The organism is Polaromonas sp. P1_E1_2 (assembly GCF_056406035.1).
The window spans coordinates 1-1,327 of record NZ_JBFUAZ010000854.1 but is presented as its reverse complement, the minus strand read 5'-3'; the positions used below and the strand labels follow the sequence as shown (position 1 = coordinate 1,327).

Annotated in this window: 2 protein-coding genes; both read right to left on the bottom strand. The window is 63.5% G+C overall.

The features are described from left to right. Nucleotides 1-606: FGGY family carbohydrate kinase (locus AC1D1P_RS23530; RefSeq protein ID WP_477674668.1), on the bottom strand; the 606-nt coding region annotated here is incomplete at its 3' end. 48 nt (nt 607-654) lie between these two features. Next, on the bottom strand, nt 655-1,326 hold the full coding sequence (locus AC1D1P_RS23525; RefSeq protein WP_477674667.1) for a DeoR/GlpR family DNA-binding transcription regulator: 672 nt from the start codon (nt 1,324-1,326) through the stop codon (nt 655-657). Between the last annotated feature and the right edge of the window lies 1 nt (nt 1,327).

Genomic DNA, 1,327 nt, shown 5'->3' with positions numbered 1-1,327 from the left:
AAGCAGCTCGTCGTCCCACTGATTGGTGTGCACATTGAACAGCATTGTGCGCGACGCGTTGCTGACGTCGGTGGCATGCAGCGCGCCGCCCGTGAGTTGCCACATCAGCCAGCTGTCGATGGTGCCGAAGGCCAGTTCGCCGCGCTCGGCCTGCGCGCGGGCGCCGGGCACGTTGTCGAGCAGCCATTTGAGCTTGGTACCGGAAAAATAGGCGTCGATCAGCAGCCCGGTTTTGGACTGGATCAGCTTTTCCTTGCCGCGCTCACGCAACTCGGCGCAGGTGGCTTCCGCGCGCCTGTCCTGCCAGACGATGGCGTGATGAACCGGCAGGCCGGTCTTGCGGTTCCAGAGGGCGGTGGTCTCGCGCTGGTTGGTGATGCCCAGTGCCCAAATGTCGCTGGCCTTGATGTTCGCCTTGGCCAGCACTTCGCGCGCTGTCGCCAGCTGGGTGCGCCAGATCTCCATCAGGTCGTGCTCGACCCAGCCCGGCCTGGGGTAGATCTGCGGCAACTCCTGCTGGGCCAATGCCACGATGTGACCGTGTTCGTCAAACACGATGCTGCGGGAGCTGGAGGTTCCCTGGTCGAGTGCAAGAAGGTATGTCATGCGCTGGAGTGTATGAAAGGGTGGCAGGCGCGCACAAGTGCGCGGGGCTCAGGAGTGGGCCACTTCACAGTTGACGTCCGCCTCTTCCAGCAAGGTGGGGAATGGCTCGGGCGGAGGCATGTCGGTGAACAGCCGGTCAATCTGGGAAAGCGTGGCCAGCTCCACCATGGCGGGCCGGTTGAACTTGCTGCTGTCTGCCGCCAGCCAGACTTCGCGGGCATGCTCGATGATGGTCTGGGCAACTTTGACTTCGCGGTAGTCGAAGTCGCGCAGGGAGCCGTCAGGCTCGATCCCTGAAATGCCGATGATCGCGATGTCTACCCGAAACTGGCGTATGAAGTCGACCGCCGCCTCGCCCACGATGCCCCGGTCGCGCGAACGCACTACGCCACCGGCGACGATGACTTCGCAGTCGGTATTGCTGCACAGGATGCCGGCCACATTCAGGTTGTTGGTGATGACCCGCAGCCCTTTGTGGTGCAGCAGGGCCTTGGCGATGGCCTCGGTGGTGGTGCCGATATTGAGGATCAATGAGCAGTCGTTCGGAACACGCCTGGCCACTGCGCGCGCGATACGCGCCTTGCCTTCGGCGTGAAGGCTTTCACGCTGGCGGTGGGCAATGTTTTCGATGGTGGAACTGGGTACCCGCACGCCGCCATGAAAACGCGTCAGCAGGCCGGCTTCCGCCAGGCGCTGCACATCCCGCCGGACGGTCTGCAAG